Source organism: Hydrogenophaga defluvii, from assembly GCF_042665235.1.
Taxonomy (GTDB): Bacteria; Pseudomonadota; Gammaproteobacteria; order Burkholderiales; family Burkholderiaceae_C; genus Hydrogenophaga; species Hydrogenophaga defluvii_A.
Genome location: NZ_JBHTBZ010000013.1, coordinates 177,261 through 199,820, shown reverse-complemented (window position 1 = coordinate 199,820; position 22,560 = coordinate 177,261). Strand labels below are relative to the sequence as shown.

Here is a 22,560-nt window from a genome sequence, read left to right as displayed (position 1 = left end):
GCTCAGTCGCCACCGCCTTCTGGCGTGGGGGCGGCCCCACCTTCGCCACCACCGGGCTTGCGGCGACGGTGGCGGCGTTTGCGCACGGGTGAGCCGCCGCCGGCAGCGTCCAACGGCGGTGTGGCAGCGTCCGGTGTGTCTTCGTCGTCAGCCTGGACCTCCCGGAAGCGCGGATCTTGCTCTGGCGCAGATGCTGGCGCGGCGGCAGGCACACGGCGCACCCTGGTGGCCTTGGCGCCGCCTTTTTGTTTCTGCTGCTCCTGGCGCACAGCATCCACCATGTCGCGACGCACGGCGTCGCTGGCGGTGCTGAAGGTTTCCCACCAGTGGGCCAACTCTTCATCCACCTCGCCGGTCTGCGCACGGAGGCGCAAAAAGTCGAAACCGGCGCGAAAACGCGGCTGCTCCACCAGCGAAAACACCGAGGAGCCCGTGCGGCGGTCAAAGCGCGGCTGCATGGTCCAGATCTCGCGCATGTCGGTGCCCAGTTTGCCCCGGCCCGACACGTCGCCGATGCGGGCGTTGAAGGCATCGTCCACCGCATCCTGCAAGGCGGCAAAGGCTTGCTCGCCATTGGCCTGGCGCTTGTCCCAACCGGCACGCACATCGGCCCACAACACGCAGGCCAACAAAAAGCTGGGCGCCACGGGTTTGTTTTCACCCACGCGGCGGTCGGTGTCCTGCAGGGCCAACTTCACGAAGGGCTCATCGGCGCGTTGCACCACCACGTCCAGCAGCGGGTAGATGCCGGTGGCCAGGCCCGTGGCCTTGAGCTGTTCCACGCTGGCGAGCGCGTGGCCGGTCTGCAGCAGCTTGAGCATCTCGTCGAACAGGCGGCTCTGCGGCACGTCGGCCAGCAGGCTGCGCGAGGACTGCAGCGGCTCACGCGTTTTGGCGTCGAACTTGAAGCCCAAGGCCGAGAGCTTGGCGCCAAAACGCACGGCGCGGATGATGCGCACCGGATCTTCGCGGTAGCGGGTGGCCGGATCGCCAATCATGCGCAGCACGCGCTTCTTGGCGTCGCGGATGCCGTGGTGGAAATCGACCACCACCTGCGTCTGCGGGTCGTAGTACATGGCGTTGATGCTGAAGTCGCGGCGCGCGGCGTCGTGTTCGATCGGGCCCCACACGTTGTCGCGCAGCACGCGTCCGCTGGCATCGACCGCGTGGGTCATACCAGCCAGGGCGTTTTTGCTGGTGCGTTCGTTGCCGCTCACCTGCTCAGCGTCGGCGCTGTCCAGGTGGGCGCGAAAGGTCGAGACCTCGATCACCTCGCTCAAGCCCCGGTCTTGCCGGCCCCGACCGAACACCACGTGCACGATGCGAAAGCGCCGCCCGATGATGAAGGCGCGGCGGAACAGCCCCTTGACCTGCTCGGGCGTGGCATCGGTGGCGACGTCGAAGTCCTTGGGCTTGAGGCCCAGCAGCAGGTCGCGCACCGCGCCACCCACGATGTAGGCTTGGTAGCCACCGCGTTGCAGTGTCTCCACCACGTCGAGCGCGCGCTGGTCCACCAGCGTGGGGTCGATGCCATGCACCGACACCGGCACGTCTTCGCGTTTGCCAAAGCGGGACGCGGCAGGGCTGGACTTGCCCAGCAGCTTGTCAATGAATTTCTTGATCATGGAAGAGGTTCAGTATGCGCCAGCCACGCGCTTGCGCAATGGCCAGCAGGCGCTCGTCGGGGTTGGCAGCCACCGGCGCGTGCACGTGTTCGAGCATGGCCAGGTCGTTGATAGAGTCGCTGTAAAAGGTGCTGTGGCTCACGTCGGCCCATCCCAGGCCGCGTTGTGCCAGCCACTCGGCCACGCGCACCACCTTGCCTTCGCGGAAGGATGGTGTGCCGACAATCTCGCCGGTGGGGTTGCCGGCGGCATCGCGCACCAGCCGGATGGCGATCAGCTCGGCCACGCCAAACGCATCGGCGATGGGACGGGTGACGAACTCGTTGGTCGCGGTGACGATGACCACCGTGTCGCCCGCGGCTTGGTGGTGGCGCACCAGTTGCAGGGCCTGGGGCTGGATGTGGGGCAACACCATCTCGCGCATGAAGTCGGCATGGGCGGCGGCGGCCCGCTCCGGCCCCAGCTCGCGGATGACTTCGGTGGCAAAGCGGATGTACTCGGCGATGTCCAGCGTGCCGGCCTTGTACTGGGCGTAAAAGGCGTCGTTGGTGCGACCGAAGGCCTCGGCGTCACGCCAGCCCTGAGCCACGGTGAATTGGCCCCACGCGTGGTCCGAATCCAGCGGGATCAGCGTGTGGTCCAGGTCAAACAGTGCAAGTCTCATTCGTTCTCAAGCATCGCCTTGATCAGCGGGATGGTGATGGCGCGTTGGGTGCGCAGCGCGTAGGCGTCCAGTTCGTCGAGCAGGGCCATGAGGCTGCCCAGGTCGCGCGAGAAGCGGTTGAGCATGAAATCCATGACCTCGTCGCCCAGAAAAACGCCCCGTTCGTCGGCGGCGCGGCGCAACACCGCGCGGCGCTCGGCCTCGGCCAAACCCTGCAATTGGAACACATGGCCCCAGCCGAGCCGTGTACGGAGATCCTCACGCAGTTGCAGGTCGGCCGGCGGGCGGTCAGACGTGGCCAGCACCCAGCGGGCCTGGCCGGCATGGGGCGTCTGGGCGTTGACGAACCAGTTGAAGGCCGCCGCCTGCTGCGCGGCGGTGAACAGGTGGCAATCGTCCATCAGCACGGCGCCCCAGCGCTCATCGAAGGCAGGGGGGTCGGCGATGGAGGCGTCCAGCCAACCGACGGCGGTGCCCTGCCCCAGCAAGGCCAGGCGAACGGCCTGCAACAAATGGGTCTTGCCACAGCCCGGTGGGCCCCAGAGCAGCGTGGGCACGGGCGAACGCAGCGGGTTGTGCACCCACAGGTGCAGGTGGTCCAGCGCGGCCTCGTTGCCGTGCGACGCAAAGTTGTCCAGCGAAGGCAGGGGCGCCAAGCCAATGTCCAGGGCGAGTTGTTTCATTTGCCGTCCTGGTACAAATCGCTGCCCACGTACAGCGTCTGCAGCCGGCGCAGCGCCACCAGCAAAACCGCGCTGGCGGGCAGAGCAATCAACACCCCCACAAAACCCAGCAGGTGACCAAAGGCCAACAAGGCAAAAATCACGGCGATGGGGTGCAAGCCGATGCGCTCACCCAACAGGCGGGGGGTGAGGTACATGCTTTCCACCACCTGGCCGATGGCGTAGACCGCGCCCACAAGGGCCACGGCGGTGAGGCTCTGGAACTGCAAGAGTGCCGCCAGCAGGGCCAGCACCAGGCCCAGGCCAAAACCCAGGTAGGGCACAAACACCGCCAAGCCGGTGAAGACGCCGATGGGCAGCGCCAGCTTGAGGCCACACAGGGCCAGCGCCACGGTGTAGAAGACGGCCAGGATGCCCATGACCAGCAACTGGCCACGCAGGTACTGGCCGAGCACGGCGTCGGTCTCGTCCAGAAAGCGCTGCGTCGGCTCCAGCCAGCGCGGTGGCACCAGGGCCTTGACGCGCCCAACCATGCCATCCCAATCCAGCAGCAGGTAATAGGCGACGATGGGCATGAGGGTGAAGTTGCCGACGATGGCCAGCACGGCGCTGCCGCCAATGCGCAGCGAGGACAAAAGGCCATCGATCAGCTCGCTTTCGTGGCCCGACACCAGCTTGCGCAAGGTGTCGCGCACCAGGTTGACGTCGATCTGCAAATCCAGCCCAAACCGTGCGGCCAGCGGGGTCAACCAGAGGTTGAGGTGTTCCAGCAGCGCCGGCACCTGCTCGCGCAACAGCGGCACCTGCTTGCTCACCACCGGCACAATGAGCAATGCCACGGCCAGCATCACCAGCATCAGCACCGTGATGGCCAGCCCTGCGCCCAACCAGCGCGGCACACGGCGCGCAGCCATGCGCTCCACCCAGGGATGCAGCGCATAAGCCAGCACGGCGGCCAGCACAAAAGGCATCAGCACAGGCGACAAGGCCGCCAGCAGCAGCCAGGCCAACAATCCCATGCCCAGCCAGGTGGCGGCACGAATCTGGGCGGGGGAAAATTGCATGGTGTGAAACGGGGGACCGTAAAATCAGTCAAATTTTATCGGCCCTGGCTGGCGCTCCTGCGCGCTCCCGCCCTTACAGCCATTCCACTGGCACTTCCATGAGCAACACCCCCCTCTCCTACAAAGACGCTGGCGTGGACATCGACGCTGGCGATGCCCTGGTCGAGCGCATCAAGCCCCTGGCCAAAAAAACCATGCGCGAAGGCGTGCTGGCCGGCATCGGCGGTTTTGGCGCTCTGTTTGAAGTGCCCAAGCGCTACCAAGAGCCGGTGCTGGTGAGCGGCACCGACGGCGTGGGCACCAAGCTCAAGCTGGCGTTTGAATGGAACAAACACGACACCGTGGGAATTGACCTGGTGGGCATGAGCGTCAACGACGTGCTGGTGCAAGGCGCCGAGCCGCTGTTTTTCCTCGACTACTTCGCCTGCGGCAGGCTCGACGTGGACACCGCCGCCGCCGTGGTGGGTGGCATCGCCAAGGGCTGCGAGCTGAGCGGCTGCGCCCTCATCGGCGGTGAAACCGCCGAGATGCCCGGCATGTACCCCGCCGGCGAATACGACCTGGCGGGCTTCTGCGTCGGTGCGGTCGAAAAATCCAAAATCCTGACCGGCAAAGACGTGAAGCCCGGCGACGTGGTGCTGGGCCTGGCCTCGCACGGTGTGCACTCCAATGGTTTTTCGCTGGTGCGCAAATGCATTGAGCGTGCTGGTGCCAACCTGCCCGCCACGCTGGACGGCCAACCCTTCCGCGACGCCGTGATGGCCCCCACCCGCCTGTACGTCAAGCCGGTGCTGGCAGCGCTGGCCCAGCACCCCATCAAGGCCCTGGCACACATCACCGGCGGTGGCCTGCTGGAGAACATCCCCCGCGTGTTGCCCGAAGGCACCGCCGCCCATTTGAAAAAGGGCAGCTGGCCCCAGACCGAGCTGTTCGCCTGGTTGCAGAAGGTGGCCGGCATCGACGACATCGAGATGAACCGCACCTTCAACAACGGCATCGGCATGGCCGTGGTGATTGCCGCCGAAGAAGCCGCTGCCTGCGCGGCCACCCTGCGCGCCCAGGGCGAGACGGTGTATGAAATTGGCCAAATTGCCCCGCGTGGCGAAGGCGCCGCCGTGGTCGTGGCTTGATGTCCTGATTTGATCGGTACTTGTCCGCCCCAGGGCCGGACAAGGCCGCTGCCACGGCGAACAATGCAGCCATCTTCACACCGGAGTTGCTGCCATGAAAACCTGTCTTTTGGTGATCGATGTCCAAGAATCGTTTCGCCGCCGACCCTACTTCACCGAACACGACCTGCCCGCCTACCTGACGGCGCAGAACGCCTTGATCGTTGCGGCCCAGACCGCGCGCACGCACATCGTGCGCATCTTCCACGTCGACGGGCCACGCAGCCCCGACAACGCCTTTGCACTTGAATCCGGCGAGGTGCGCCCGCTCGACGGCCTGGCACCGTTTGACGCGGCGGCGACCTTTCACAAGTCGCGTCACAGCGCGCTGGTGGGCACCGGGCTGGAGGTGTGGTTGCACCAGCAGGGCATTCAGCGCCTGGTGGTGAGTGGCATACGCACCGAACAGTGCTGCGAGACCACCACCCGCCACGCATCCGACCTGGGTTTCACGGTCGATTTTGTGGTGGATGCCACCCTGACCTTCGACATGCAGCAGCCCGATGGGCGCCCACTGCTGGCCGCCGACATCCGCAGCCGCACCGCCACCGTGCTCAAGGACCGCTTCGCTCGCATTGCCAGCGTCGAACAGGCCTGCGAGGTTTTGTCATGAGCCCACCCGCGCGCACGCTGCAGGTGGCGATACTGGCGTTTGACGAGGTCGAGGCCCTGGATCTGGCCGGGCCTTACGAGGTTTTCACCACCGCCAGCCGCATGCAACTGCGAGAGACTCCCGATGCGCCACCGCCCTTCGCGGTGCACTGCGTGGCACACGAACACCGGCCGGTGCGCGCTCGCGCCGGCATGGTGCTGCTGCCCACCCACAGCTTCGCCGACGCACCCTCCACCGACGTGCTGGTGGTGCCCGGCGGCGTGGTGGACGCGGTGATGGTTTGCCCCGATACGCGGCACTGGGTGAGGCAGACCGCCGGCGGCGCGATGATGACCGCCTCGGTTTGCACAGGTGCATTCGTGCTGGCGACCAGCGGCGTGCTCACACATGGCCCTGTTACCACCCACTGGGAGGACGCCGATGACCTGGGCCGACGTTTCCCCATGCTGCAGGTGCGCACGGGTGTGCGCTGGGTCGATCAGGGCCCCGTTGTTACCTCGGGCGGCATCAGCGCCGGCATAGACATGAGCTTGCATCTGGTGGCCCGGCTCGTTGGCATGGCACTGGCCGAGCGCACCGCTCGGCAAATGGATTTCAGCTGGACGCGCGCGTGACACCAACGCCGATCCCGGTGTATTTTGTGCTGCTCCCGGACAGCCTGATACTGGACTGGGCCGGCCCGGCGGAGGCGCTGCGCATAGCCAACCGCTGCCTGGTAGCCAGTGGCCAGCCCGAAGCCTTCGCGCCCCATTTCATCGGTCCCGTGGCGGAAGCCGTGAGTTCGGTCGGCGCCACCATCAGCTGCATACAGCCCCTGCCCGCCGCCCTGCCCCAACCAGCATGGCTGGTGCTGCTGGGCCAGCCTGGCACCACCATAAACCCGTGCAGCCCCGGCGTGCCCGAACTGTTGCACTGGCTACGTGGCCACCGTCTGCAGACCGGTCAGCTGGAATTGTTGACCGTGTGCGCCGGCGCGGTGCTGGCGGCCCACGCGGGGCTGCTCGACGGACGCCGTGCCACCACCCACCACCACCACCTGGAGGAACTCCAGGGGGTGGCGCCACGCTGCGAGGTGGTGTCCAACCGGGTCTTCGTGCTGGACGGCGCGGTCAGCAGCAGCGCCGGTGTCACCACCGGCATCGACCTCTTCTTGCACCATATCGCCAGGGTATGCGGGCCGGCCATCGCGGCCCAGGTGGCGCAAAGCATGGTGGTGGCCTTGCGGCGCGGGCCGGGCGACCCCGAGCTTTCGCCCTTTCTGCGCCACCGCAACCACCTGCACGCTGCGTTGCACCGGGTGCAGGACGCTATCAGCGGCGCGCCACAAAACGACTGGACGCTGAGCGACATGGCGGACGTGGCCCACACATCACCGCGCCACCTGAGCCGGGTGTTTGCCGCCCACACCGGCATCACGCCCTTGCAGTACCTGCGCGACATCCGGCTGGCGGTGGCTGAGGCGGCCTTGATCGCGGGCCGCAACGTCACACAATCGGCCGCCCTGGCGGGATTTGCTTCCGATACCCAACTGCGCCGTGCGTGGCGCCAGCAGGGCAAACGCGGCACGCCATCAACGGCCGGTCAATGAAGCTGTTCTGACGCCAGCACCGTCACGCCCGGCGTGGCCGCCAAGGCAGCTTCCACCAGGTGGTGCGCGATGCGCTCGGCCGGCACCAGCCGGTAGCGCCGGGGCAACAGAGGCGACAGCAGGCGGGTGGCGGCGATGGCCAGGCTTTCGCCGCGCCGCTGCTCAGGCCGCTCGCCACCAATCAAGCCGGGGCGCACAAAGGTCAGCGAAGCGTAGCCGGGGTTTTTCATGTTCCGCAGCGACTGCTCCAGCTCGCCCTTGACGCGCGAATAAAACACCCGCGCATCGGGGTTGGCACCCAATGCGGAATTGAGCGCAAAGGCCTGCGCGCCGTGGCGCAGTGCCAGCCGCGCCACGGCCAGCGGCATGTCGTAGTCCACCGCCTCAAACGCGGTCTTTGAGCCGGCCTTGGCCATGGTGGTGCCCAGCGCGCACACCACACCGTCCACCCGCCACCACGGTGCCACGGGTGGCAGGTGAGCGAAGTCTTCGATGGGGTTGAGCAGTTTGGGGTGGGCAGGCAGCGGGCGTCGGGTGGGTGCGACCACACGCTCAACCCGTGCATCGGCCAGCGCCAGGCGCAGCGCGTGCGAGCCCACCAAACCCGTGGCGCCAGCGATCAGCAGCGTTTTGCCGGTCAATGGGTCAACTCAACTCGCGCCGCAACTCGCTCACGCGTTGGGTCACGGCGTCGATGTCCAACGCGTCGTCGGCGTGGGCCAGGTAGTGCTCCAGGTCGCCCACGGCACGCCGCAGCTCGCCTGTTTCGGCCCAGGCCAGGCCACGGTCGCGGTACTCGATGTGGGCTTCGGGCAGCAGCACGATGAGGCGGTCGAGCACCTGGATGAGGCGTGTCCAATCCTCGTGGGTGGTGTGGATGTCCTTGAGGTTGCGCAGCATGCGCGCCAGGATGTCGCGCGGTGTGGCCGACTGCAGGTACAGGCCCACAGGCACATCGAAGTCGTCCACCAGGCCGTTGCGGCGTTTGTAGGGCTCCAGCCGCTCGGCCAGGTCTTCGCGGCTGAGCGACTGGCCGGTGAAGGGGTCGATGACCACCTGGCCCCGGGGCAGGTTGACCTTGACCATGAAATGGCCGGGAAAGTTGACCCCCCGCGCCGACAGGCCCATGCCCTGCGCCAGCTCCAGCCACAGCACCGCCAACGTGATGGGGATGCCCCGCCGGGTGCGCATGACCACGTTGAGGTGGCTGTTGTCGGGGTCGTAATAGTGGTTGACGTTGCCGCCAAAACCCAGGTCACGGAAAAAGAACTGGTTGAGGGCGCGCAGGCGCTGCAGCGGCGGCGCATCGGCGGGCAGGCGGCGGCGCAGGCGGGCCAGCAGCTGGTCCACATCGCCCAGCACCTGCTGCACGTCGAGGTCGGGGTACTCGTCCTGGGCAATCGAAGCGGCGGCCTCGAGCAGCGGCAGCTGGTCGTCGTCGGCCACCAGAGCGGCAAAAAAATCCAGCGGTGTGGGCGCAGCGAGGGAGAACATCGCTTGTTACTTTCTCACAAACTCACGCAACTTCACACCTCCCAACAGCAACACCACAAAATAAAGCGTGGCCGCTCCGCCCAGCACCAGCAGCAACTGCAGCACACGCGCCCAGGCCGCACCGGGTGCGGCGAGCCAGCCCAGGCCGGTGCCCGCCCACAGCAGGTAGATGGCCAACATGGCGCTGGCCGCCACCACCTGCAACACAAAACGCCACCAGCCTGGCCCCGGCCTGTAAGCCCCGCGCCGCAGCAGGCCCACCAGCAGCCAGCCAGCGTTGAGCAAAGCGCCCAGCCCAATGGACAATGCCAGGCCCGCGTGGGCCAGCCACGGCACAAATGCGAGGTTCAGCAGTTGGGTGAACACCAACACGACGATGGCGATCTTGACGGGTGTGCGGATGTCCTGGCTGGCGTAATAGCCCGGCGCCAGCACCTTGATGGCCACCAAGCCCAGCAAACCCAAACCGTAGCCCATCAGGGCCAGGGCGGTCTGGCGCACGTCGGCATCGGTGAAAGCGCCGTAGTGGTACAGCACGGCCACCAGCGGCTGGGCAAAGGTCAGCAGCGCCACGGCCGACGGCACGGCCAACAAAACCACCAGCCGCAGACCCCAATCGAGCAGGCCGCTGTAGCGCTCGGCATCGTCCTGTGCCTTGGCGGCGGCCAGTTGCGGCAGCAGCACCACGCCCAGGGCCACGCCCAGCAAGGCAGTGGGAAACTCCATCAAGCGATCGGCGTAGCTCAGCCAGCTCACGCTGCCGGTGCGCAGGTGCGACGCGATCTGGGTGTTGATGAGCAGCGACACCTGCGCCACGCTCACGCCCAGCAAGGCCGGTAGCATGAGGGTGGTGACGCGGCGCGTGCCCGGGTGGCGCCAGGCGTCCCGCAGGCCGGCCCAGCGCCAGTGGATGCGTGGCAACAGCCCCAGGGCGCGCAAGGCGGGGATTTGCACGCCCAGCTGCAGCGCACCGCCCAGCATCACGCCGCCCGCCATGGCGTAAATCGGGTTGATGCCCAGCGACGCAAACCACGGTGCGCCCCACCAGGCGGCGGCAATCATGGCCAGGTTGAGCAGCACCGGCGTGGCGGCTGGCACGGCAAAACGCTTCCAGGTGTTGAGGATGCCAGCCGACAAGGCCACCAGCGACATGAAGGCGATGTAGGGAAACATCCAGCGCGTCATGAACACGGCGGCTTCGAAGCCGGCGGGGTCTTGCTGCAAACCGGCGGCCAGGGCCCACACCAGTATGGGCGCGCCTGCCACACCCAGCACACAGGTGGCCGTCAGCGCCCAGGCCATCACGGTGGCAATGTGGTCGATCATCACCTTGGTGGCGGCCTCGCCGTCTTTTTCCTTGGCGGCGGCCAGCACGGGCACGAAGGCTTGGCTGAACGCACCCTCGGCAAACAGGCGGCGCAACATGTTGGGAATGCGGAAGGCGACGTTGAAAGCGTCTGTCATGGCGCTGGCGCCGAAGGCGGAAGCCATGAGCAATTCGCGCATCAGGCCGGTGATGCGGGACGCCAGCGTGAGCAGCGAAATGAGGGAGGCGGCTTTGAACAGTGACACGCAAGAAGTGTAGCGAGCGCGCTGGTAAGGCCATGTATCCGGCCGCGTCTGCGGGCCCCCGTCAGCAGACTCACGGGCAGCTTCGTAAAATCAGGGGGTGAACGCCCTACTCAACGCCGACCTGCATTGCCATTCCGTCGTCTCCGACGGCACCCTCACGCCCGAGGCCCTGGCCGAGCGCGCCCGCGCCAACGGCGTGGAGCTGTGGGCCCTGACCGACCACGACGAGGTAGGCGGGCAACACCGCGCGGCAGCGGCGGCCAAGGCGGTGGGCATGAAGTACCTGACCGGCACCGAAATTTCCGTCACCTTTGCCGACATCACGGTGCACATCGTGGGCCTGGGCTTTGACCCCGACCACCCGGCGCTGGTGCAAGGCCTCAAGCGCACGCGCGGCGGCCGCGAAGAACGCGCCCGCGAAATGGCCGACGGCCTGGCCAAGGTGGGCATTCAGGGCGCGTTCGAGGGCGCGCTGCAGTACGTGGGCAACCCCGATCTGATCTCGCGCACACACTTTGCGCGCCACCTGGTGGAAAGTGGCGTGTGCCGCGACACCAACGAGGTGTTCCGCAAATTCCTCACCGAAGGCAAGCCGGGTTTTGTGCCACACCGCTGGGCACAGCTGGGCGATGCGGTGCGCTGGATCACCGAAGCCGGTGGCCTGGCCGTGATCGCCCACCCGGCCCGCTACGACCACAACCCCACCCGCGAGTACGCGCTGTTCACCGAATTCAAGGCCCACGGTGGGCGCGGTGTGGAGGTGGTGACTGGCAGCCACACGGCCGCCGAATACGTGAAATACGCCGACATGGCCATCGAATTTGGCCTGGCGGCTTCGCGCGGCAGCGATTTTCACAGCCCGGACGAAAGCCACTGCGACCTGGGCAAACTGCCCTACCTGGAGGGACGCCTCACGCCGGTATGGGAACTGCTGGCCGACCGCATCCAATGAGCGCCCCGGCCCCCACGTCGCGCCCTTTGCAGGGCATTGCCCTGCTGCTGACCGCACTGGCCTGTTTTGTCGTGCTCGACAGCAGCGTCAAACACATCAGCGCCGTCATTTCCGTGCTGATCGCGGTGTGGTTCCGCTACATGTTCCAGGCCGTGGTGATGAGCGCGGTGTTACTGCCCCTGCGCGGGCGGCAACTGCTGCACACCCGGCACCTGCCCCTGCAAATCGTGCGCGGCCTGCTGTTGCTGGTGGTCAGCGTGCTGGGCTACTACGGCGTGAGCCTGATGCCGGTGGGCGAATTCACCGCCATCCTCATGCTCACCCCATTGATGGTGACCCTGCTCGCAGCCGTGTTCCTGAAGGAGCGGGTCAGCCCGCTGCGCTGGCTGCTGGTGGCGGGCGGGTTTGCCGGCGCCCTGCTCATCGTTCAGCCCTGGGAGGGCGCCGACACCAGCCTGGGCTGGGTCGCCCTGCTGCCGCTGGTGATGGTGGTGGCCTACGCCGCTTTCCAGATCCTCACCAGCCGCATGGCCCGCACCGAAGACGCCATGACCATGCACCTCTACACCGGCTGGGTGGGTGCGCTGGCCATGAGCCTGGCCCTGCCCCTGATCTGGCAGGCCATTCCCGACCGCGAAACCCTGGGGCTGCTGTTCCTGCTGGGCCTCATGGGCACCGTGGGCCACTACCTGCTCATCCTGGCGTTTGCCCGCGCGCCCGCCGCCACGCTGACACCGTTTCTGTACGCCCAGATTGCCTTTGCCATGTTGGCCGGCTGGTGGGTGTTTGACCACATTCCCGGCCACATCGAGTTGGGCGGCATTGCCCTCATCATGGCCTGTGGCGCCACGGCCACCTGGCTGGCAACGCGCCCGGCACCCAGGCCCTGCGCGGGCTGAACCACCATGTCCCAGCTGTTTGAAGTCCATCCTGAGAACCCGCAGCCGCGCCTGCTCAAGCAAGCGGTGCAGCTGCTGGCCAAAGGGGGCATCCTGGCCGTGCCCACCGATTCGAGCTATGCGCTGGTCTGCCACCTCGACGACAAAGCCGCGGCCGACCGCCTGCGCCGCATCCGCCAGGTGGACGACAAGCACCACCTCACCGTGTTGTGCCGCGACCTGAGCGAGCTGTCCAACTACGCCAAGGTGGACAACAAACAGTACCGCCTGCTCAAGCTGGGCACGCCCGGGCCTTACACCTTCATCCTGGATGCCGGCAAAGACATCCCCCGCCGCCTGAGCCACCCCTCGCGCAAAACGATTGGCCTGCGTGTGCCCGACCACCGCGTGCTGCTGGATTTGCTGGAGCAACACGGCACCGCGCTGCTGGCCACCACGCTGATCCCACCCGGTGAGACCGAACCCATGAACGACGCCGAAGCGATCCGCGAGCGCTTTCAACATGATCTGGCCGCCGTCATCGACGCGGGCGCTTGCGCGCTGGCACCCACCACCGTGATCGACCTCACGCCCATGGGCACAGGCGGTGACCCGGAAGTCATCCGGGTGGGCCAAGGCCCGCTGGACGCCCTGGGCCTGGGACAATAAGCGCATGAACTTTGCCCAGATCGTCCAGACGGTGGCCATCTACGCCATCCCCGTCCTGTTTGCCATCACCCTGCACGAGGCAGCACACGGCTACGCGGCGCGCCACTTCGGTGACAACACCGCCGCCATGATGGGGCGCATCTCGCTCAACCCAGTGCGCCACATCGACCCGGTGGGCACCATCGCCATGCCGCTGCTGCTTTTTGCTGCAACCTACGCAGTTCCGGGAGGCCCTTTCTTATTTGGTTATGCCAAGCCAGTGCCCGTTCGTTTTGGCAACCTGCGCCACCCCAAGCGCGACATGATCTGGGTGGCCCTGGCCGGCCCGGGGGCAAACCTGTTCATGGCGGTGGCTTGGACACTGTTGATCTACCTGCTTGCAGCCACTGGCGCGGAGGAACGCTTCTTCCTCGCCATGTGCCGAGCCGGCGTGCTGGTCAACCTGGTGATGTTTGCCTTTAACCTGTTCCCGCTGCCGCCGCTGGACGGCGGGCGCATCCTCGTTGGGCTGCTCCCCATGCGGCAAGCACTCCTCGTGTCCCGCATCGAACCCTGGGGTTTCTTCATCGTCATGGCGTTGGTCATCAGCGGTGTGGTGGGCAGCCTTTGGCTGCGCCCCTTGATGGCTGTCACCGGCAGCGCCATCGACCTGCTGCTCACGCCCGTGCGCGCCCTCCTGTTCTGAACCTGATTTTTTTTGCTGCTTCCCACATGACCACCACGCGCGTTCTCACCGGCATCACCACCAGCGGCACGCCGCACCTGGGCAACTACGTGGGCGCCGTGCGCCCCACGGTGCGCGCCAGCCGCCTGGCCAACACCGAGAACTTCTACTTCCTGGCCGACTACCACGCGCTCATCAAAACCAGTGGCGACCCCGCGCGCGTGCAGCGTTCCACGCTGGAAGTCGCCGCCACATGGCTGGCCTGTGGCCTGGATCCCGAGAAGGTGACCTTCTACCGCCAGTCCGACATCCCCGAAATCCCCGAACTGACCTGGCTGCTCACCTGCGTGTGTGGCAAGGGCCTGCTCAACCGTGCCCACGCCTACAAGGCATCGGTGGACAAAAATACCGCCGCCGGTGAAGAGCCTGACCACGGTGTGACCGCCGGCCTCTTCATGTACCCGGTGCTGATGGCCGCCGACATCCTGATGTTCAACGCCCACCAAGTGCCCGTGGGCCGCGACCAGATCCAGCACATCGAAATGGCACGCGACATCGCGTCCAGCTTCAACCACCTCTACGGCGAACACTTCACCCTGCCCGAAGCCGCCATCGAGGAAAACGTGGCCACCCTGCCCGGGCTGGACGGCCGCAAGATGAGCAAGAGCTACGACAACACGATCCCGCTGTTCGTGCCGCGTGAACAGCTCAAGAAGCTCATCATGGGCATCCTCACCGACTCGCGCGCGCCCGGCGAACCCAAGGACACCGAAGGCTCGGCCCTGTTCCAGCTCTACCAAGCGTTTGCCAGCAGTGAAGAAACCCAGGGATTTGCCAAGGCCTACGCCGACGGCATCGCCTGGGGCGAGGCCAAACAACTGCTGTTCGAGCGCCTGGACCGTGAGATCACCCCCATGCGCGAGGTCTATGACGAGTTGATCCGCGACCCCGCCCGCATTGAAAAGACCCTGCTGGCCGGTGCCGAAAAAGCCCGCGCCATCGCCACCCCCTTCACCGCGCGCTTGCGCCACGCGGTGGGCCTGCGACCCTTGCAAGTGACCGACAGCGGCAAAACCACCAAAGCCAACAAAGTGGGCGCACCCAGCTTCAAGCAATACCGCGAGCAAGACGGCCAGTTCTACTTCAAGCTGCTGGATGCCCACGGCAAACTGCTGCTGCAGAGCAGCGGATTTGGCTCGCCACGCGATGCAGGCGTCTGCATCAAAGCCTTACAAGAAGCCCCCAGCACCTTGCCGCCCAACGTGTTGGTTGCGCAGGATGCGAGCACAGAAGAAGCGTTGCAGGCACTGCGCTATTTTTTGCAAGCCAACAGCTGATGCCAAAACCCCAAACGTTGATCTGATATAATTTTGGGCTTACCACACACCAGGAGAGGTGGCAGAGTGGTCGAATGTACCTGACTCGAAATCAGGCGTGGTGGCAACATCACCGTGGGTTCGAATCCCACCCTCTCCGCCAGTACGTCAAGGCCCCCGCAGCGCGGGGGCCTTTTCTTTTGGCACAGCCCCAGTTCATGCGGGCTCCAGGCCGATTCGGGTTTCTCTGCGGGCTCTCTCTGCCCAATTCCGCGCTGGTTTTTTCGGCCCTTTCTCTGTGGACCCTCCGGGGCGGTGACATTGTGGGTTTTCGCCGCTTGAAGGCTCTATGCAAAACGGGGTGCTGAACACCCCGTTTTTTCTTGAGCTGCTGCCCGATCAGGTCATACCCAACAACTGCCTCTGCTCATCCCAATCCATCGGCAACGGCACCATCCGGCTGAGCTTGGTGGCGGTCAGCTCCATGGGGTAATCGCCCTGCTCCAAGGCCTGCACGATGTCGGGTGCCAGCAGGGCCAATTGCAGGATGCGGCCCACGTACTTGACCGAGATCTGGTCGGCCTGAGAGATTTGGGCCAGGGAGAGGCCACGCAGGGTGAGTTTCTCGTACCAGTCGCGCGCCTTGGCCAGCATGGTCAACATCGTCGGATCGGGTTCCTTCGCACCTTTGTGCTGACGGGCATCGATTTGGCCAGGGCCGGGCTCTCCAATGATCAGCCTGACTGCCAGACCCGTCCGCTTGCGTTCAGCCGGTACTTCGAGCACAGGCTGCTCCCATGAACTGCTGTCTGTGCCCTTGTCCCGTTTGACCAGTCCGGATCCGACCAGATCGATCGCGATACGGACAGTGCTTGGCCCAACCTCGACCGCTTCCACACAGTTGCCAATGTGGTCACGGGCGCTGAGCTTCAGGTTTTGGGCCAGATGCTTCCCTGATTCGATCGCATCGCTGGCTTTCTTGGCGTCATTCCAGCCAATGGCGTCGACGACCTGCTTCTTGTCTCCGGCCCACCGGGTGACTGCCGCGATCACCAGCTCCTCCAGATCATTGGCCGGCAGGCGGATCGGGTCCCCTGGCTCATCGGCTGCTGTGATGTAGTACCGGTAGCGTTTGTGCCCCTTTCTGGCGTGGGACGGAATCAGTCGCCTGCCCAGCTCATCTTGCAGTTTCCCGGCCAGCAGACTGGGGTTGGCTGCGTGGGCTTTGGTCTTGGTGCCTTGTTTGTTCTGCTCCAGGCGCTGCTGGACTTGGTGCCAGAGTTCCTCGCTCACGATGGCCGGGTGTTGGCCTGGGTGGGCATCGTCCTTGTGGGGGACTCGTCCCACGTAGATCGGGTTGCTCAGGATGCGATACAGGTGGCCACGGCTGAAAGGTTTGTTGCCACCGCCCCCTGCCCGTTTCGTTATGCGTTCGGGGGTGAGCCACTGGCGCTTTTGCAGTTCCTCGCTAAGCTTGCGCACGCAGTTTTTCTCCAAATACAGCTCGTAGATTTCCCGGACCCGATCGGCATGGATTTCCTCCGGGATCAGGGTGCGGCCATGGGGAACATAGCCCACGGGGGCCACGCCGCCCATCCACAGGCCCTTGCGCTTGGATGCGGCGATCTTGTCTCGGATACGTTCGCCCGTGACTTCCCGCTCGAACTGGGCGAACGACAGAAGCACATTCAAGGTCAGCCGTCCCATGGAGGTGGTGGTGTTGAACTGCTGGGTGACCGAGACGAATGAAACACCCTTGGCGTCGAAGAGTTCGACCAGCTTGGCGAAGTCGGCAAGAGAACGGGTCAGGCGATCCACCTTGTAGACCACGATCACCTTGATCTTGCCGGCCTCGATGTCGGCGATCAGGCGTTTGAGGGCTGGGCGCTCGGTGTTTCCCCCGGAGAAGCCGCCGTCGTCGTAGGTGGTGGGGTTCAGGCTCCAGCCCAGGCTCTTTTGGCTCAGGACGAATGCCTCGCATGCTTCGCGCTGGGCGTGCAGGGAATTGAAATCCTGCTCCAGTCCTTCTTCGGAGGACTTGCGGGTGTAGATGGCGCAGGACATGGCCGGTACCTGAGCGGCTCCGGCGGTCGAAAAATTGAACGACTTGGTTGCCATCAGCGTTTGATTCCGAAGAACAAGGGGCCGGACCAGGGGGTGCCGGTGATCGCTCGCGCAATGGCGCTCAGGCTCTTGTAGGTCTGGCCGGCGTAGTCAAAGCCCGCATCCAGCACACGGACCTCGTGGGTGGTGCCTTGCCACTCGCGTAGCAGGCGAGTGCCCGGGCGAAGGGCGACCGGGGGACGGGAAGTCATCGGCGTGCCAGAAGTTGAAACACTCAAGGGATCCAGACCGGCCTGTTGCATCTGAACATTCCAGGCCAGGACACGGCGCATCAGCGCGGTGTGGATCTGGGGTGGGGGTTCGTGTTCGAACAGCAATTCCCAGCGTTTGGACAGCGAATCGCGGTCCGCAGTGGTGATCTCGGCCAACGTTTTCATTTGGCAGAACCCGCCACGATGCGGTAGACACGGTTGCTCTCCTCCACCCGCGACTGGACATTCAGACCCAGGCGTTTGCGCAGGGAGCCGCTGAGCATGCCGCGCACCGTGTGGGCTTGCCAGCCGGTCAACGTCATCATCTGGGCCAGAGTCGCACCCGAAGACGATCCCAGCAGGGTGATCAGCTGGGATTGCTTGCTCGCAGGCGGCGTGGCCGGAGCAACAGAAACTGTCTGAGGGCGGGGCAGCAGCTTGGGGGCTACAGGTTTCTTTGCGAGGGATTTTTTTGCTGCGGCAGCGGGCTTGGCTGCTGACTTCGCCGCAGGCTTGGCTTGCGCCGTGGACTTGGATGTTTTGGTAGTGAGTGGTGTGCGTTTCATCTTGTGCTCCCGTGCCAAAAGCGGCACGGGTCGCAGTAACGCTCTACATCACCAGCGCTTCAAGTCATATCGGCAGTGTCCGTGGTGAATGGTCATGATTACCAGCCTGCGCTTGCTGGAACAGCGAAATTGATCGATGCAGTGGCGCAGGCGGTATGGTCGATGGCGGAGGACCGTTTTGCAGCGACGGACTAAACCGCTCGCGCGGTAGACGCTCCGGCTACGTTGGTGGCGTTTCGTTGCGCCAGTGATTCTGCGATGTTGGCGGTCGAGGCAATCCGCCTCGGTCACCGACAGGAGCAGGATCATGGACGTTTCCACCCCGACCCCATCCGCGGCCGTCTCGCCGCTGCGCCAACGCATGCTCGACGACATGCGCATGCGCCAGTTCGCCGAGCACACGCAGGACGGCTACATCCGCGCCGTGCGCAAGCTCGCCACCTTCCTCGGCCGCTCGCCGCACACCGCCAGCGCGGAGGACCTGCGCCGTTTCCAGCTGCATCTGGTGGACACCGGCACCGGCCCAGTCACCATCAACGCCACCATTACCGGGCTGAAGTTCTTCTTCGACATCACGCTGGGCCGGCCGGAGCTCATGCTCAAGATGACGCATGTGGCTGTGCCTCGCAAGCTGCCCGTGATCCTGAGCCCCGAGGAAGTCGGCCGCCTGATCGCCGCCGCGCCCAACCTCAAACACCAGGCCGCCATGTCGGTGGCCTACGGCGCGGGCCTGCGCGTCAGCGAGGTCGTCTCGCTCAAGGTCGGCGACATCGACGGTGAGCGCATGACCCTGCGCGTGGAGCAGGGCAAGGGCCGCAAGGACCGCTACGCCATGCTCAGCCCCGTGCTGCTGGAGCGGCTGCGTGCCTGGTGGAGGCTGGGTCACGCCCAGGGCAAGATCCGCCACGGTGGTTGGCTGTTCCCGGGCCTGGACCCCACAGATCACGTGACCGGGCGCCAGCTCAACCGCGCCGTGCACCTGGCCGCCGCCACGGCCGGCATCGACAAGCGCATCACGCCACACGGCCTGCGCCATGCCTTTGCCACCCACCTGTTGGAGCAGAAGGTCGACATCCGTGTCATCCAGGTGCTGCTCGGGCACAAACGGCTGGACACCACGACCCTGTACGCCGCCGTGGCCACCGACCTGCTGCGCCGGGTCATCAGCCCTCTGGATCACACGTCCGCCAAGCCCGCAGGCGAACCAGCGCCCGAACCTGCACCGCAGCCGCCAGCCCTGTAGTGGTACGCCATCGTGCAGGCGCGACCCGCCTTGGAGGTCGCCGACATCTTCCGTGCCCATGGAAGCACCTGGCGTGACGCCCAGCGCGGCCACCTGAGCCTGGCGCAGCTCAAGGTGATGTCGGCCATCACCCAGTGCCGCACGGCGGCACTGGGCGGCCATGTCCTGCGCTGCGACGGGTGCGGCCAAGACGAGGTCTCCTACAACTCGTGCCGCAACCGGCACTGCCCGAAGTGCCAGAGCAGCGCGGCCAAGCGGTGGCTGGATGCGCGTCAGGCCGATCTGCTGCCGGTGGAGTACTACCACGTGGTCTTCACGCTGCCGGCGCCCATTGCCGACATCGCGTACCAGAACAAGGCGGCGCTGTACGGCTTGCTGTTCGACATCGCCGCCGAGACGCTGCTGCGGATCGCTGCCGATCCCAAGCACCTGGGCGCCCACATCGGCGCCACGCTGGTACTTCACACCTGGGGCTCGGCCCTGACTCATCACCCACACGTGCACGGCATCGTGCCAGGCGGCGGGTTGGCGACCGACGGCACCCGCTGGGTCGCCTGCCGGCCGGGGTTCTTCCTGCCTGTGCGCGTGCTGTCCCGGCTCTTCAGGCGCCGCTTCCTGGAGGAACTGCAGCGCTTGCACGCTGGCAGCAGGCTTCGCTTCTTCGGCGAGCACGCAGCACTGGCCGAAGCCGCTGCATTCAAGGCCTGGCTTGCGCCGCTGCGCAGATGCGAGTGGGTGGTCTACGCCAAGCGGCCGTTTGCCGGACCGCAGGCTGTGCTGGCGTACCTATCGCGCTACACACACCGCGTGGCCATCTCCAACAGCCGGCTGCTCGCGATGGATGAGCGCGGCGTCACCTTCCGCTGGAAGGACTATCGAGCCAAGGGCGGCGCCAAGGGCAAGACGCGTCACAAGGTGATGACGCTGAGCCCGCAGGAGTTCATGCGCCGTTTCCTGCTGCATGTCCTCCCAGGCGGCTTCCACCGGATCCGGCACTACGGCCTGCTGGCCAACAGCAATCGGCGGGACAACCTGGCGCTGGCGCGCCAGTTGTTGCAGGTGACACCGCCACCGCCTGAAGCGGCGGCCGACAATGGGTCGGACTCACCACGTCCGACCTTCGTCTGCGCGCACTGCGGCCACGCGATGACGGTGCTGCAGGTCTTCTTGCGCGAATGCTCGATTCGGGCGCCGCCTGCACCATGACTACGTTCGAAAACCGCCGATCAACTCGACGCTGGACATGGCGTCCGGTGGGCTGCTGCGTGTGTCGCCTGGTCAGCGTCTGCGCAGGCTCGGCCAAGAGCGCCTGCCGTATCGAAGCGGCACACGGATGGTTGCCTGCGGTCATCGATGAGGTGTCGATGCTCAGTCACAGGCTGCCAACTCGCGACCCGCGCGTAGAGCAATCGCCATAGTCACCGCGCTCGACATCTACCGTGGCGGTCGCCGCGGTTTCCTCCCTCGAGGCTTATGCAACACCTGCCCGACAGCAGTACAGGTGCTCGACCGCCTGTGCGACTGGGCAGGTGTCACACAAGCCTTAACTAAAGCCGTCAATCAATAAAAAACCCAGCGCAACTGATAGTTGCGCTGGGTTCTTGAAAATTGAGCGATTTAAGGCAGCACTACTTTGCCCAAGAGTCCTTCAACCCTGTCACCCGGTTGAACACCGGGTTGTTGGCAGTGTGGTCTTTGCGGTCCGCTACAAAGTATCCAAACCGTTCAAACTGGAATTTCTGATCCGGCTTCGCAGCGGCCAGTGACGGCTCCACGTAGGCCGTCACCACCTTCAGGCTGTCGGGGTTGAGGGCGTCCAGAAAGTTCTTGCCGCCCGCGTCGGGGTGCGGGTCGCTGAACAGGCGGTCGTACAGGCGCACTTCGGCGCTCACGCCGCTGGCCACGCTCACCCAGGTGATGGCGGCTTTGGCTTTCACGCTGTCGGCGCCGGGCGTGCCGCTCTTGGTGCCGGCAATCACTTTGGCATGCACTTCGGTCACTTGGCCGTCAGCGTCTTTGGCGCAGCCGGTGCATTCGATGACGTAGCCGCCTTTGAGGCGCACCACGTTGCCCGGGAAGAGGCGCTTGTAGCCCTTGGGCGGCACTTCTTCAAAGTCTTCGCGCTCAATCCACACGGCTTTGCCGATCTTGAACACGCGGTCGGGCGGTGGGGTCTGGCCTTCGGCAATCGCGTTGTGGGGCAGGGCGGGCTGGGTGCAGTCTTCGGTGTAGTCGTCAGAGCCGAAGGCCTCTGCCCAGTTGGTCAGCACCAGTTTCACCGGGTCCAGCACGGCCATGCCGCGGTGGGCCTTGTTTTCCAGGTCTTCGCGCAGGCAGCCTTCCAGCGTGCTGTAGTCGATCCAGCTGTCGCTCTTGGTCACGCCAATGCGTTCGGCAAACAGTTGCAGGCTCTCGGGCGTGTAGCCCCGGCGGCGCAGGCCCACGATGGTGGGCATGCGGGGGTCGTCCCAGCCGCTCACCTTGCCTTCGTTCACCAGTTGGGCCAGCTTGCGTTTGCTGGTGATGACGTAGGTGAGGTTGAGGCGCGCGAATTCGTACTGGCGCGGCGGCGGGGCTTTGAGCAGGCCGCCTTCTGCCAACCTTTCCAGCAGCCAATCGTAGAAGGGGCGCTGGTCTTCAAACTCCAGCGTGCAGATGCTGTGGGTGATCTGCTCCAGCGCGTCTTCAATGGGGTGGGCAAAGGTGTACATCGGGTAGATGCACCACTTGTCGCCGGTGTTGTGGTGGGTGGCGCGGCGGATGCGGTAGATGGCCGGGTCGCGCAGGTTGATGTTGGGCGAGGCCATGTCGATCTTGGCGCGCAGCACGGCGGCGCCGTCGGCCAGCTTGCCGTCGCGCATTTCGCGGAAGCGGGCCAGGTTCTCGGCGGGCGTGCGGGTGCGGAAGGGGCTGTCCACGCCGGGCTTGCCAAAGTCACCCCGATTCACGCGCATTTCTTCGGCGGTTTGCTCGTCCACGTAGGCGTGGCCGGCTTCAATCAGGTGCTCCGCCGCGCGGTACATGAAGTCGAAGTAGTTGCTGGCATAGTAGAGGTGGTCTTCCTTTTTGCCACCAAAGTCAGACGCCCAGCCAAAGCCCAGCCAGTGCACGGCGTCCACGATGGCGTCCACGTACTCCTGCTCTTCTTTCTCGGGGTTGGTGTCGTCAAAGCGCAGGTGGCACACGCCGCCGTAGTCGCGCGCCAGGCCAAAGTTCAGGCAGATGCTTTTGGCGTGGCCCACGTGCAGGTAGCCGTTGGGCTCGGGCGGAAAGCGGGTGCGGATTTTGGCGGGGTCGGGCTGGCCGGCCTGGTGGTGGGCGGCGTCGCCAGGGCTGCCGCCCCATTGGCGGGTGGCGTAGGTGCCCTGGGTCAGGTCTTTTTCAATGATCTGGCGCAGGAAGTTGCTGGCCTTGGTTTCGGTGTCGGCGGGAGTGGGGTGCGCATTGGAGCTCATCCCCAGATTCTAGGGGGCGGCCCTGCTTAC

At 65.5% G+C, this 22,560-nt stretch carries 22 protein-coding genes and 1 tRNA gene; 12 read left to right on the top strand and 11 right to left on the bottom strand.

What is annotated here, in order from left to right:
• Nucleotides 1–2: 2 nt before the first annotated feature.
• Genes pcnB through ACFQU0_RS06075 form a run of 4 tightly spaced genes read right to left on the bottom strand, consistent with a single transcriptional unit; the run spans nt 3 to nt 4,036 of the window.
• Nucleotides 3–1,625 (bottom strand): polynucleotide adenylyltransferase PcnB, encoded by a 1,623-nt coding sequence (pcnB, locus tag ACFQU0_RS06090; RefSeq protein ID WP_382199273.1) that lies wholly within the window; start codon nt 1,623–1,625, stop codon nt 3–5.
• On the bottom strand, nt 1,606–2,289 hold the full coding sequence (locus tag ACFQU0_RS06085) for a histidinol-phosphatase (protein WP_382199272.1): 684 nt from the start codon (nt 2,287–2,289) through the stop codon (nt 1,606–1,608). Before ACFQU0_RS06085 ends, pcnB begins: the two co-directional genes overlap by 20 nt.
• Nucleotides 2,286–2,972 carry a DnaA regulatory inactivator Hda gene (hda, locus tag ACFQU0_RS06080; RefSeq protein WP_382199271.1) on the bottom strand — a complete coding sequence of 229 codons (687 nt, stop codon included), beginning with the start codon at nt 2,970–2,972 and terminating at the stop codon, nt 2,286–2,288. The genes ACFQU0_RS06085 and hda overlap by 4 nt, the downstream gene beginning before the upstream one ends.
• Nucleotides 2,969–4,036: an AI-2E family transporter gene (locus tag ACFQU0_RS06075; protein ID WP_382199270.1), complete on the bottom strand. Its 1,068-nt coding sequence runs from the start codon at nt 4,034–4,036 to the stop codon at nt 2,969–2,971. The genes hda and ACFQU0_RS06075 overlap by 4 nt, the downstream gene beginning before the upstream one ends.
• A gap of 98 nt (nt 4,037–4,134) precedes the next feature.
• Here ACFQU0_RS06075 and purM point away from each other — a divergent pair, with 98 nt between their 5' ends.
• The 4 genes from purM (at nt 4,135) to ACFQU0_RS06055 (ending at nt 7,406) form a co-directional block, all read left to right on the top strand.
• A complete protein-coding gene (gene purM, locus ACFQU0_RS06070; RefSeq protein ID WP_382199269.1) occupies nt 4,135–5,166 on the top strand; it encodes a phosphoribosylformylglycinamidine cyclo-ligase in 1,032 nt (343 codons plus the stop codon).
• A gap of 94 nt (nt 5,167–5,260) precedes the next feature.
• Entirely contained in the window at nt 5,261–5,818 is a 558-nt protein-coding gene (locus tag ACFQU0_RS06065; RefSeq protein WP_382199268.1) for a cysteine hydrolase family protein, read from the top strand.
• The gene (locus tag ACFQU0_RS06060) at nt 5,815–6,432 is read left to right on the top strand and encodes a DJ-1/PfpI family protein (RefSeq protein ID WP_382199267.1); all 618 of its coding nucleotides are present in this window, start codon (nt 5,815–5,817) and stop codon (nt 6,430–6,432) included. The genes ACFQU0_RS06065 and ACFQU0_RS06060 overlap by 4 nt, the downstream gene beginning before the upstream one ends.
• Nucleotides 6,429–7,406 (top strand): GlxA family transcriptional regulator, encoded by a 978-nt coding sequence (locus tag ACFQU0_RS06055; RefSeq protein WP_382199266.1) that lies wholly within the window; start codon nt 6,429–6,431, stop codon nt 7,404–7,406. Before ACFQU0_RS06060 ends, ACFQU0_RS06055 begins: the two co-directional genes overlap by 4 nt.
• Here the strand turns inward: ACFQU0_RS06055 and ACFQU0_RS06050 are convergent.
• Genes ACFQU0_RS06050 through murJ form a run of 3 tightly spaced genes read right to left on the bottom strand, consistent with a single transcriptional unit; the run spans nt 7,400 to nt 10,472 of the window.
• Nucleotides 7,400–8,047, bottom strand: coding sequence for a Rossmann-fold NAD(P)-binding domain-containing protein (locus tag ACFQU0_RS06050; protein ID WP_382199265.1), 648 nt, complete (start codon nt 8,045–8,047; stop codon nt 7,400–7,402). The two genes, ACFQU0_RS06055 and ACFQU0_RS06050, sit on opposite strands and share 7 nt — an antisense overlap.
• A gap of 4 nt (nt 8,048–8,051) precedes the next feature.
• Nucleotides 8,052–8,900: a SirB1 family protein gene (locus ACFQU0_RS06045; protein WP_382199264.1), complete on the bottom strand. Its 849-nt coding sequence runs from the start codon at nt 8,898–8,900 to the stop codon at nt 8,052–8,054.
• Between the two features lie 6 nt (nt 8,901–8,906).
• Nucleotides 8,907–10,472 (bottom strand): murein biosynthesis integral membrane protein MurJ, encoded by a 1,566-nt coding sequence (gene murJ / locus ACFQU0_RS06040; RefSeq protein WP_382199263.1) that lies wholly within the window; start codon nt 10,470–10,472, stop codon nt 8,907–8,909.
• A 97-nt stretch (nt 10,473–10,569) separates the two neighbouring features.
• Between murJ and ACFQU0_RS06035 the strand changes: the two genes are divergently transcribed.
• The 6 genes from ACFQU0_RS06035 to ACFQU0_RS06010 all read left to right on the top strand — a co-directional run bounded on the left by ACFQU0_RS06035 (nt 10,570) and on the right by ACFQU0_RS06010 (nt 15,114).
• Nucleotides 10,570–11,424: a 3',5'-nucleoside bisphosphate phosphatase gene (locus ACFQU0_RS06035; RefSeq protein WP_382199262.1), complete on the top strand. Its 855-nt coding sequence runs from the start codon at nt 10,570–10,572 to the stop codon at nt 11,422–11,424.
• Nucleotides 11,421–12,323, top strand: coding sequence for a DMT family transporter (locus ACFQU0_RS06030; RefSeq protein ID WP_382199260.1), 903 nt, complete (start codon nt 11,421–11,423; stop codon nt 12,321–12,323). Before ACFQU0_RS06035 ends, ACFQU0_RS06030 begins: the two co-directional genes overlap by 4 nt.
• Nucleotides 12,324–12,329: 6 nt before the next feature.
• Nucleotides 12,330–12,971, top strand: coding sequence for an L-threonylcarbamoyladenylate synthase (locus ACFQU0_RS06025; protein WP_382199258.1), 642 nt, complete (start codon nt 12,330–12,332; stop codon nt 12,969–12,971).
• A 4-nt stretch (nt 12,972–12,975) separates the two neighbouring features.
• The gene (locus ACFQU0_RS06020; RefSeq protein ID WP_382199256.1) at nt 12,976–13,656 is read left to right on the top strand and encodes a site-2 protease family protein; all 681 of its coding nucleotides are present in this window, start codon (nt 12,976–12,978) and stop codon (nt 13,654–13,656) included.
• Between the two features lie 26 nt (nt 13,657–13,682).
• On the top strand, nt 13,683–14,972 hold the full coding sequence (locus ACFQU0_RS06015; protein WP_382199254.1) for a tryptophan--tRNA ligase: 1,290 nt from the start codon (nt 13,683–13,685) through the stop codon (nt 14,970–14,972).
• A gap of 52 nt (nt 14,973–15,024) precedes the next feature.
• A tRNA-Ser gene (locus ACFQU0_RS06010) sits at nt 15,025–15,114 on the top strand.
• 236 nt (nt 15,115–15,350) lie between these two features.
• On the opposite strand, the gene ACFQU0_RS06005 is transcribed toward ACFQU0_RS06010, so the two are convergent.
• Genes ACFQU0_RS06005 through ACFQU0_RS05995 form a run of 3 tightly spaced genes read right to left on the bottom strand, consistent with a single transcriptional unit; the run spans nt 15,351 to nt 17,832 of the window.
• A complete protein-coding gene (locus ACFQU0_RS06005) occupies nt 15,351–17,069 on the bottom strand; it encodes a recombinase family protein (protein ID WP_382199252.1) in 1,719 nt (572 codons plus the stop codon).
• Nucleotides 17,069–17,443, bottom strand: coding sequence for a DUF2924 domain-containing protein (locus tag ACFQU0_RS06000; protein ID WP_382199250.1), 375 nt, complete (start codon nt 17,441–17,443; stop codon nt 17,069–17,071). Before ACFQU0_RS06000 ends, ACFQU0_RS06005 begins: the two co-directional genes overlap by 1 nt.
• 5 nt (nt 17,444–17,448) lie before the next feature.
• The gene (locus tag ACFQU0_RS05995) at nt 17,449–17,832 is read right to left on the bottom strand and encodes a DUF3489 domain-containing protein (protein ID WP_382199248.1); all 384 of its coding nucleotides are present in this window, start codon (nt 17,830–17,832) and stop codon (nt 17,449–17,451) included.
• Between the two features lie 307 nt (nt 17,833–18,139).
• On the opposite strand from ACFQU0_RS05995, the gene ACFQU0_RS05990 reads away from it, so the two are divergent.
• Both ACFQU0_RS05990 and ACFQU0_RS05985 read left to right on the top strand, forming a co-directional pair.
• Nucleotides 18,140–19,075: a tyrosine-type recombinase/integrase gene (locus ACFQU0_RS05990; RefSeq protein ID WP_382199246.1), complete on the top strand. Its 936-nt coding sequence runs from the start codon at nt 18,140–18,142 to the stop codon at nt 19,073–19,075.
• Between the two features lie 12 nt (nt 19,076–19,087).
• A complete protein-coding gene (locus ACFQU0_RS05985) occupies nt 19,088–20,281 on the top strand; it encodes an IS91 family transposase (RefSeq protein ID WP_382199244.1) in 1,194 nt (397 codons plus the stop codon).
• Nucleotides 20,282–20,703: 422 nt separating this feature from the next.
• Here the strand turns inward: ACFQU0_RS05985 and ACFQU0_RS05980 are convergent, their stop codons facing one another.
• Entirely contained in the window at nt 20,704–22,530 is a 1,827-nt protein-coding gene (locus tag ACFQU0_RS05980; RefSeq protein WP_382199242.1) for a glutamine--tRNA ligase/YqeY domain fusion protein, read from the bottom strand.
• Nucleotides 22,531–22,560 lie beyond the last annotated feature (30 nt).

What these genes read in the sequence shown, in the direction of transcription:
- pcnB (WP_382199273.1), bottom strand. Translation starts at nt 1,625, where the DNA reads ATGATCAAGAAATTCATTGACAAGCTGCTGGGCAAGTCCAGCCCTGCC.
- ACFQU0_RS06085 (WP_382199272.1), bottom strand. Translation starts at nt 2,289, where the DNA reads ATGAGACTTGCACTGTTTGACCTGGACCACACGCTGATCCCGCTGGAT.
- hda (WP_382199271.1), bottom strand. Translation starts at nt 2,972, where the DNA reads ATGAAACAACTCGCCCTGGACATTGGCTTGGCGCCCCTGCCTTCGCTG.
- ACFQU0_RS06075 (WP_382199270.1), bottom strand. Translation starts at nt 4,036, where the DNA reads ATGCAATTTTCCCCCGCCCAGATTCGTGCCGCCACCTGGCTGGGCATG.
- purM (WP_382199269.1), top strand. Translation starts at nt 4,135, where the DNA reads ATGAGCAACACCCCCCTCTCCTACAAAGACGCTGGCGTGGACATCGAC.
- ACFQU0_RS06065 (WP_382199268.1), top strand. Translation starts at nt 5,261, where the DNA reads ATGAAAACCTGTCTTTTGGTGATCGATGTCCAAGAATCGTTTCGCCGC.
- ACFQU0_RS06060 (WP_382199267.1), top strand. Translation starts at nt 5,815, where the DNA reads ATGAGCCCACCCGCGCGCACGCTGCAGGTGGCGATACTGGCGTTTGAC.
- ACFQU0_RS06045 (WP_382199264.1), bottom strand. Translation starts at nt 8,900, where the DNA reads ATGTTCTCCCTCGCTGCGCCCACACCGCTGGATTTTTTTGCCGCTCTG.
- ACFQU0_RS06030 (WP_382199260.1), top strand. Translation starts at nt 11,421, where the DNA reads ATGAGCGCCCCGGCCCCCACGTCGCGCCCTTTGCAGGGCATTGCCCTG.
- ACFQU0_RS06025 (WP_382199258.1), top strand. Translation starts at nt 12,330, where the DNA reads ATGTCCCAGCTGTTTGAAGTCCATCCTGAGAACCCGCAGCCGCGCCTG.
- ACFQU0_RS06020 (WP_382199256.1), top strand. Translation starts at nt 12,976, where the DNA reads ATGAACTTTGCCCAGATCGTCCAGACGGTGGCCATCTACGCCATCCCC.
- ACFQU0_RS06015 (WP_382199254.1), top strand. Translation starts at nt 13,683, where the DNA reads ATGACCACCACGCGCGTTCTCACCGGCATCACCACCAGCGGCACGCCG.
- ACFQU0_RS06005 (WP_382199252.1), bottom strand. Translation starts at nt 17,069, where the DNA reads ATGGCAACCAAGTCGTTCAATTTTTCGACCGCCGGAGCCGCTCAGGTA.
- ACFQU0_RS05995 (WP_382199248.1), bottom strand. Translation starts at nt 17,832, where the DNA reads ATGAAACGCACACCACTCACTACCAAAACATCCAAGTCCACGGCGCAA.
- ACFQU0_RS05990 (WP_382199246.1), top strand. Translation starts at nt 18,140, where the DNA reads ATGGACGTTTCCACCCCGACCCCATCCGCGGCCGTCTCGCCGCTGCGC.
- ACFQU0_RS05980 (WP_382199242.1), bottom strand. Translation starts at nt 22,530, where the DNA reads ATGAGCTCCAATGCGCACCCCACTCCCGCCGACACCGAAACCAAGGCC.